The 7,739-nt window shown below is 75.3% G+C and carries 9 protein-coding genes; 5 read left to right on the top strand and 4 right to left on the bottom strand.

Going from position 1 to position 7,739, the window contains the following annotated elements; all coding sequences use genetic code 11:
• Window positions 1-696 (top strand): purine-nucleoside phosphorylase (gene deoD / locus G6556_RS15265; RefSeq protein WP_166943223.1); only part of this gene is annotated, 696 nt, incomplete at its 5' end.
• 66 nt (window positions 697-762) lie between these two features.
• On the opposite strand, the gene G6556_RS15260 is transcribed toward deoD, so the two are convergent.
• Entirely contained in the window at window positions 763-1,500 is a 738-nt protein-coding gene (locus tag G6556_RS15260; RefSeq protein ID WP_166943220.1) for a HEAT repeat domain-containing protein, read from the bottom strand.
• Between the two features lie 223 nt (window positions 1,501-1,723).
• Window positions 1,724-2,392 (bottom strand): peptide-methionine (S)-S-oxide reductase MsrA, encoded by a 669-nt coding sequence (msrA, locus tag G6556_RS15255; protein WP_166943217.1) that lies wholly within the window; start codon window positions 2,390-2,392, stop codon window positions 1,724-1,726.
• 126 nt (window positions 2,393-2,518) lie between these two features.
• Here msrA and G6556_RS15250 point away from each other — a divergent pair, with 126 nt between their 5' ends.
• The 4 genes from G6556_RS15250 to G6556_RS15235 all read left to right on the top strand — a co-directional run bounded on the left by G6556_RS15250 (window position 2,519) and on the right by G6556_RS15235 (window position 6,611).
• Window positions 2,519-3,748, top strand: a complete 1,230-nt coding sequence (locus G6556_RS15250) for a cystathionine gamma-synthase (RefSeq protein ID WP_166943226.1) — start codon at window positions 2,519-2,521, stop codon at window positions 3,746-3,748.
• Window positions 3,745-5,091 (top strand): AI-2E family transporter, encoded by a 1,347-nt coding sequence (locus G6556_RS15245; protein WP_166943214.1) that lies wholly within the window; start codon window positions 3,745-3,747, stop codon window positions 5,089-5,091. The genes G6556_RS15250 and G6556_RS15245 overlap by 4 nt, the downstream gene beginning before the upstream one ends.
• 11 nt (window positions 5,092-5,102) lie before the next feature.
• On the top strand, window positions 5,103-6,308 hold the full coding sequence (ilvA, locus tag G6556_RS15240) for a threonine ammonia-lyase (protein WP_166943212.1): 1,206 nt from the start codon (window positions 5,103-5,105) through the stop codon (window positions 6,306-6,308).
• Window positions 6,309-6,392: 84 nt separating this feature from the next.
• Window positions 6,393-6,611 (top strand): hypothetical protein, encoded by a 219-nt coding sequence (locus tag G6556_RS15235; RefSeq protein WP_166943204.1) that lies wholly within the window; start codon window positions 6,393-6,395, stop codon window positions 6,609-6,611.
• 87 nt (window positions 6,612-6,698) lie between these two features.
• On the opposite strand, the gene greA is transcribed toward G6556_RS15235, so the two are convergent.
• Window positions 6,699-7,187, bottom strand: coding sequence for a transcription elongation factor GreA (greA, locus tag G6556_RS15230; RefSeq protein ID WP_166943209.1), 489 nt, complete (start codon window positions 7,185-7,187; stop codon window positions 6,699-6,701).
• Between the two features lie 184 nt (window positions 7,188-7,371).
• Window positions 7,372-7,739, bottom strand: a 368-nt coding sequence (locus tag G6556_RS15225; RefSeq protein ID WP_166943207.1) for a DUF4307 domain-containing protein, incomplete at its 5' end; no start/stop codon positions are given.

Here is a 7,739-nt window from a genome sequence, read left to right as displayed (position 1 = left end):
GCCCAGCCCGGCGACTTCGCCCCCGACGTCCTCATGCCGGGCGACCCGCGCCGGGCCACCCGGATCGCGGAGACCGTGCTGGACGACGCGCGCCTGGTCACCGAGGTGCGCGGCATCCTCGGCTACACCGGCACCTGGCAGGGCCGCCCGGTGTCCGTGATGGCCTCCGGCATGGGCGTGCCGTCCATCTCGATCTACGCGACCGAGCTGTTCCGGTTCTACGGCGTGCAGCGCATCATCCGGATCGGCACCGCGGGCGGGATGGCGCGCACCCTCGAGCTCGGCGACGTCGTCGTCGCGACCGCCGCGCACACCGACTCGGGGGTCAGCGAGCACCGCATCTCCGGCGTGCACTACTCGCACGTCCCGGACTTCGGCCTCGCGGCCGCCGCGTTCGCCGCCGCCGCCGAGGTGCCCGGCGCCCGCGCGCAGGCCGGCGCGGTGTTCACCTCGGACTCGTTCTACTCGAACCGGCCGGAGCGCACCCAGGCGCTGATCGACCACGGCACGCTCGCCGTCGAGATGGAGGCCGCCGGCCTGTACGCCGTGGCGGACCGCGAGCGGGCCAAGGCGCTGGCGCTGCTGTCGATCTCGGACTTCACCTTCCAGCCGAACGAGCTCACCGCCGACGAGCGCGAGCAGCTGTTCGACCACGCGGTCCAGATGGCCCTGCGCGCCTTCGCCACCGCGGCCTGACACCCCGCCGCGAGCGACCACCGGACGCGACGAGTGCCTATCCCGCGGAGAGGCACTCGTCGCGCTTCATGCGCGCTCGCGGAGCGACGGGTCGAGCAGGCGGCGCAGGCGGGTCTTCTTCTCGTTCTCGCGCACGACCCACGTGACGTCGGGGTCGCCGGAGGCGCGCAGCGCGGCGAACCGCGGGAGACCGGCGGCGGGGTCGCCCGCGACGGCGACGCTCCAGCAGTACCCGAGCGCCTGGCGCAGCGTCCGGACGTCGGGGTCGCGGCGGTCGCCGGCGGGCAGCGCGGCGATCGAGTCGGTGGCCGCCGCGCACGCGTCGAGGGCGGCCGCGGCAGTGGCGGGGTCGTGGAGCAGGCGCGGCTCGCAGATCCCGGCCACGGCGGCGCGGCGCACGAGCGGGTCGGGGTCGGCGACCCAGTCGGCGACGAGCGCGCGCAGGGTCCCCGGCTCGGCGTCGCCGATGCGCTGCAGCGCCATCGCGGCGGACTCCCGCACGCGCCAGGACCCGTCGGCGGCGCGGGCGCGCAGCAGGGCGGTCAGCGGGTCGCGGTCGGCGGCCGGGGCCTCCAGGACGAGCCGGCCGACGCCGTCGGTGCCGCAGCAGCGCAGGTAGTCGTCGGCGTCGTCGGCGAGCGAGAGCACCAGGTCGGCGGGCGCGACGTCGGCGAACGCCCCGAGCAGCTCGAGGTTCGCCCGCGGCCCCGGCAGCCCGGACCCGGCGGCGAGGTGCGCCCGCACGGCGTCGGGGTCCCCGAGCAGCCCCCGCAGGTCCTCCCGGTGCCGCTCCCGCACTCCCATACCCGGCACGCTAGCGCCGCCACCAGCGCCGAGATAGGGCCCTTCGGCCGAGAGAGGACCGTCCAGGGCCCTATCTCGGCGCGCGGGCCCTATCTCGGCGCACGCGGGGAGGGGGTGGCGGCGCGGGCGGCGTGCGGCGGGCCCGGGAGGCAGGAGTGCAGGACGGCCCGGCCCCCGCGGTGGGGACCGGGCCGTCCGGGGGCGCGCGTGGCGCCGCCGTGCGTCAGGCGTCGAGCGGGCGCGGGCACGAGACGCCCGTGCCGCCGATGCCGCAGTACCCGTTCGGGTTCTTGTCCAGGTACTGCTGGTGGTAGTCCTCGGCGTAGTAGTACGGGCCGGCCTCGTCCGCGGTGCGGATCTCGGTCGTGATCTCCCCGTACCCGGCCTGGGTCAGCCGCTGCTGGTACGCGGCGCGGGTCTCCTCCGCGACGACGGCCTGCTCCGGCGTCGTCGTGTAGACCGTCGACCGGTACTGCGTGCCGCGGTCGTTGCCCTGCCGGTAGCCCTGCGTCGGGTCGTGCGACTCCCAGAACGTGCGCAGCACGTCGGCGTCCGAGACGACGGCCGGGTCGTAGGCGACCTGGACCACCTCGGCGTGCCCGGTCAGGCCGGTGCACGTCTCCTCGTACGTCGGGTACGGCGTGTACCCGCCCTGGTAGCCGACCGAGGTGCTGACGACGCCGGGCAGCTGCCAGAAGATGCGCTCGGCGCCCCAGAAGCAGCCCATGCCGACCACGATCGTCCGGGTCCCCTCGGGCCACGGGCCCTGCAGCGGCGTGCCGAGCACCGTGTGGGTGGCGGGCACGGGGTAGGTGTACCCCTCGTGCCCCTTCAGCGCGCGCTCCGGCTCGACCATCGTCGACTTCAGGGCGGATCCGAACAGCCAGTTCATCGTGACTCCCTTCCACGGGTCCGACGCTCTCAACCCGCGCGCGGGGCCGGGTGTTCCCGCGCGCGACGCCCGGCCGCAGGGGCCTAGCCTGAGCACGTGACGGACGCGAACGACAGCACCCCGACCCTGGCCGCCACCGGCGACCTCGACCAGCACACGGACCACGGCGACTGGTCGTCGGCCGGGTTCGCCACCCGCGCCATCCACGCGGGCCAGGACCCGGACGCCGCGACGGGCGCCGTGGTGACGCCGATCTACCAGGTCTCGACGTACAAGCAGGACGGCGTCGGCGGGCTGCGCGGCGGCTACGAGTACTCGCGCTCGGGCAACCCGACCCGGGCGGCGCTGGAGGAGGCGCTGCGGTCGGCGGAGGGCGGCGGCGCGGGCTTCGCGTTCTCGTCCGGGCTTGCGGCCGAGGACACCCTGCTGCGCGCGGTGCTGCGCCCCGGCGACCACGTCGTGATGGCGAACGACGCCTACGGCGGCACGTACCGGCTGATCGCCCGGGTGTTCGGCCCGTGGGGCGTCGAGCACACGGCGGTGGACCTGTCGGACGCGGAGGCGGTGCTCGCGGCGATCCGCCCGGGGCAGACCAAGGTCATCTGGCTGGAGACGCCGACCAACCCGCTGCTGGGCGTCGCGGACATCGCGGCGCTCGCGGCGCACGCGGCCGCGGCCGGGGCGGTGCTCGTCGTCGACAACACGTTCGCGACGCCGTACCTGCAGCAGCCGATCGCACTCGGCGCGGACGTGGTCGTGCACTCGACCACCAAGTACATCGGCGGGCACTCCGACGTCGTGGGCGGCGCGCTGGTGGTCGCGGACGGCGCGCAGCTGCCGGTCGGGCTCGACGGGCCGACAGGGACGTCGGCGCTCGCGGACGCCGTGGCCTTCCACCAGAACGCGTCCGGCGCGGTGGCCGGCCCGTTCGACTCGTGGCTGACGCTGCGCGGGCTCAAGACGCTCGCCGTCCGGATGGACCGGCACTGCGCGAACGCCGCCGCGGTGGCCGCGTTCCTCGAGGCCCGCGACGACGTCCCCCAGGTCATCTACCCGGGGCTCGAGAGCCACGCGGGGCACGAGGTCGCCGCCCGGCAGATGTCCGGCTTCGGCGGCATGGTGTCGTTCCGCGCGGGCAGCGCCGAGCGCGCCGACCGGATCTGCGCCCGCACGCAGGTGTTCACGCTGGCCGAGTCGCTCGGCGGCGTCGAGTCGCTCATCGAGCTGCCGGCGCGGATGACGCACGGCTCGGTGGTCGGCACGGACCTCGAGGTCCCGGACGACCTGGTCCGGCTGTCGGTCGGCATCGAGGACGAGGCCGACCTGCTCGCGGACCTGGCCCGGGCGCTGGCATGACGACCCCGCGCCGCGGCGGCCGGGGCCGCACCCGTGCCGGCGACCCGGCGGTGCCGGCGCCGGTCCTGCACGAGGGCGACCTGGCGTCGGGTGACACGCCCGCGGGCTGGACGGCCGAGCAGTCGGTCGCCCCGTCGGTGCGCGCCGCGGCGGCGTGGTCCTGGCGGTTCCTGCTGATCGCGGCGGCGACCGCCGCGGGCCTGTGGGTCGTCGGGTTCTTCAAGGTGATCGTCGTGTCCGTGGCGATCGCGCTGCTGCTGACGGTGCTGCTCGCGCCGGTCGCGCGGTTCCTGCACGCACGGCTGCGGTTCCCGCGGGGTCTCGCGGCCATCACGTCCGTGCTGCTGCTCCTGGCGGTGGTGACCGGGCTGGTCGTGCTGGCCGGCCGGTCCATCGCGAACGGCTTCGGCGACCTGTACGACCAGGCGTCGCAGGGCGTCGACGAGGCGCTGCAGTGGCTGTCCGACGGCCCGCTGGGGCTCAGCACCGACCAGCTCGACGACCTCGTCCAGCAGGGCCGGGACCAGATCAGCGAGAACGCCAGCACCCTCGTGTCGGGCGCGCTGACGGTCACCACGACCGTCGGCCACGTGGCCGCGGGCGCGCTGATCGCGCTGTTCTGCACGTTCTTCTTCCTGCTGGACGGCCGGACGATCTGGACCTGGCTGGTCGGGCTCCTGCCGATCACCGTGCGTGAGCGGGTGCACCAGGCGGGCCGCCGCGGCATCGTCACGCTGTCGGGGTACACCCGGACGCAGATCCTGGTGGCCTTCGTGGACGCCACGGGCATCGGCATCGGTGCGGCGGTCCTCGGGGTGCCGCTGGCCGTGCCGCTCGCGACGCTGGTCTTCGTCGGCTCGTTCATCCCGATCGTCGGGGCGATCGCGACGGGTGCCGTGGCGGTGCTCGTCGCCCTGGTGGCGCAGGGCCCGGTCGTCGCGCTGCTGATGCTCGGCGTGGTGCTGCTGGTCCAGCAGATCGAGGGGCACGTGCTCCAGCCGTTCCTCATGGGCCACGCCGTGTCCCTGCACCCGGTCGCCGTGCTGCTCGTGGTGGCAGCCGGCTCGCTGGCGGCGGGCATCGTCGGCGCGCTGTTCGCGGTGCCGATCGCCGCGGTGCTCAACACCGTGGTGCTGTACCTGCACGGGCACGACAAGTTCCCCGAGCTCGGCACCGACGACCACGTCACGCTCCGGCCGCCCGGGGTCTTCGGGCGCCGGCGGTACGGCGGGCGCGGGCGGGTGCGGCCCGGGGGTGACGCGGCGGCGGGCCTGGAGCCCGGTGGCGCGCGCGGGGCCGGGGGCGCGCGGCGCGGCCCGGACGAGCCGACCGCGGGATCGTGAATGATGCACGGGTGACCTTCCTCGACGACGCCCGCGCTGCCGCGCGCCTGCTCACGGGCGTGGCGACCCGCACCCCGGTGGAGACCTCCCGCGCGCTGTCCCAGATCGCCGGTGCGCCGGTGCTGCTCAAGTGCGAGAACCTGCAGCGCGCCGGCTCGTTCAAGATCCGCGGGGCGTACGTGCGGATGGCCCGGCTGTCGCCGGAGGAGCAGGCCCGCGGCGTCGTCGCGGCGAGCGCGGGCAACCACGCGCAGGGCGTGGCGCTGGCGGCCCAGCTGCTCGGCATCGACGCCGTGGTGTACATGCCGGTCGACGCGGCGCTGCCGAAGGTCGCGGCCACCAAGGAGTACGGCGCCGAGGTCCGGCCGTACGGCCGCAGCGTCGACGAGGCGCTGGTCGCCGCCCGCGCCGAGGCCGAGCGCACCGGGCGGGTGCTGATCCACCCGTTCGACCACGAGGACATCGTCGCGGGGCAGGGCACGCTCGCCCTGGAGATCCTCGAGCAGGTGCCCGACGTCCGGACGATCGTCGTCCCGCTCGGCGGCGGCGGGCTGGCCGCCGGCATCCAGGCGGTCATCGCCGAGGTCGCCCCGCACGTGCGGGTGATCGGCGTGCAGGCCGCGCGGGCCGCCGCCTACCCGGCGTCGCTCGTGGCGGGGGAGCCGGTCCCGGCGCCCGAGCTGCACACCATGGCCGACGGCATCGCGGTCGGCACGCCCGGCGCGGTCCCGTTCGCGCTGCTGCAGCGGCACGGCTGCGAGGTGCGGACCGTCTCCGAGGAGGACCTGTCCCGCGCGCTGCTGCTGGTCGCCGAGCGGGCGAAGCTGCTCGTCGAGCCGTCGGGTGCGGCGGGTGTCGCGGCGGTGATGGCGGCGCCGCCGGGCGACCTCGAGGGTCCGGTCGTGGTGCTGCTGTCCGGCGGCAACATCGACCCGCTCGTGCTGCTGCGCGTCGTGCGGCACGGCCTCGCGGTGTCGGGCCGGTACCTGCAGCTGCGGGTCCGGGTGCACGACACCCCGGGCGCGCTGGCGGCGCTGCTGCGCGAGCTCGCGACCACCGGCGGGAACGTGATGCACGTGTCGCACGTGCGGACCGGCGTGGACCTGGAGATCGACGAGGTCGAGATCGAGGTGCAGGTCGAGACGAAGGGCCCGGAGCACTGCGCGCGCGTGCTGCAGCACCTGCGCGACGGCGGCTTCCGCCTCGCGGAGCACTGACCCGCGCGCCCGGGCATGGACCGCGGGCGCGCGGTGTTGAGGAGATCGAGGGCCGCACGACCCGCACGGACGAGAGGGACCACGGTGACGAGCACGACGACCACGACCACCACCCCGGCGGCCACGAGCGCGACCGACGGCTGGGTCGACCCGCGCACCCAGATCGAGGTGGGCGTGCTGCTCGCCGACGGCAGGCTGGTGGGCCGGCGGTTCGGGTCCCGCGCGGAGGCCGAGGCGTTCGCGCGGCCCGAGGACGGCGAGCAGGTCGTCGAGTACAACCTGGTCTGCGAGTGCGCGGTCTGACGCCGCGCCCGCGCAGCACCCCGCACGCACGAGGGCCCCGACCGGAAGTCCGGTCGGGGCCCTCGTGCGTGCGGCGGGTGCGGCGCGTCAGCCGGTGAAGGGCTTCGCGTCCGTGATCTCGACCGGGATGTCGCGGCCGTTGGGCGCGGTGTAGGACACCTTCTCGCCGACCTTGCGGCCGTTGATGGACGCGCCGAGCGGCGAGGTCGGGGAGAACACCTCGATGTCCGCGCTGCCGGCGATCTCGCGCGAGCCGAGCAGGAACGTCATGGCGTCCCCGGCGACGACCGCGGTCACGACCATGCCGGGCTCGACGACGCCGTCGTCCGGGGGCGTGCCGATCTGGACGTTGCGGAGCTTCTCCTTGAGCTCGCGGATGCGGGCCTCCTGCTTGGCCTGCTCCTCGCGGGCGGCGTGGTAGCCGCCGTTCTCCTTGAGGTCGCCCTCGTCACGCGCGGCGGCGATCCGCTCGGTGACCTCGGCTCGTCCCGGGCCCTCGAGGTGCTCGAGCTCTGCCTTGAGGCGGTCGTAGGCCTCCTGCGTCAGCCAGGTGGCGGCCTGCGTCGTGTCGGTCACGTCCACTCCTTCCTGCGTGTCGCGCGCCCGGTCCGGACGCGCCGTCGGTGACCCCGGCCAGGCGTGCGCGGGCCCGAGCGATGAACGGGGATGCCGTCTCCCTCGCGGTCGCGTCGACCTGCGGTGACATCGGGCGACGTCGGACCGGGGGCGGCGTATGAATCGGCAAGCATAGCAACTGGCGTCAGGCGGCGGAGCAGGACTCCACGACGGCCGTGACGGCGAGCTCGGTGGTGGGGATGGTCGTGGTCACGCGCTGCGTGGCGGTGCCCGCGGGGCCGACCTCGACGGTCTGCACACCGACCTCGGCGTAGGACTCGGACAGCGCCTGCACCCGGCAGGTCACGGTCGCGTCGGCGTCCTTCGTGACGTCGAACGTGATCTGCGTGCTCGTCGGGCCGTCGACCTTGAACCCGACGACCTTCCAGCTGAGCCCGTCCTGGCCGAGCGCGAGCCAGGCGGCGACGGCGACGGCGAGGACGCCGAGGGCGACCATCGCGACGCGCGCGGCCCGGCGCCGGCCGGGGCCGGCGGTCTTCCCGTAGCGCCCGG

Origin of the sequence: Cellulomonas sp. IC4_254 (genome assembly GCF_011603975.1) — a bacterium.
Lineage (GTDB): Bacteria > Actinomycetota > Actinomycetes > Actinomycetales > Cellulomonadaceae > Cellulomonas.
Note: the sequence above shows the minus strand (reverse complement) of the source record. Positions and strands in the feature narration are given on the sequence as shown.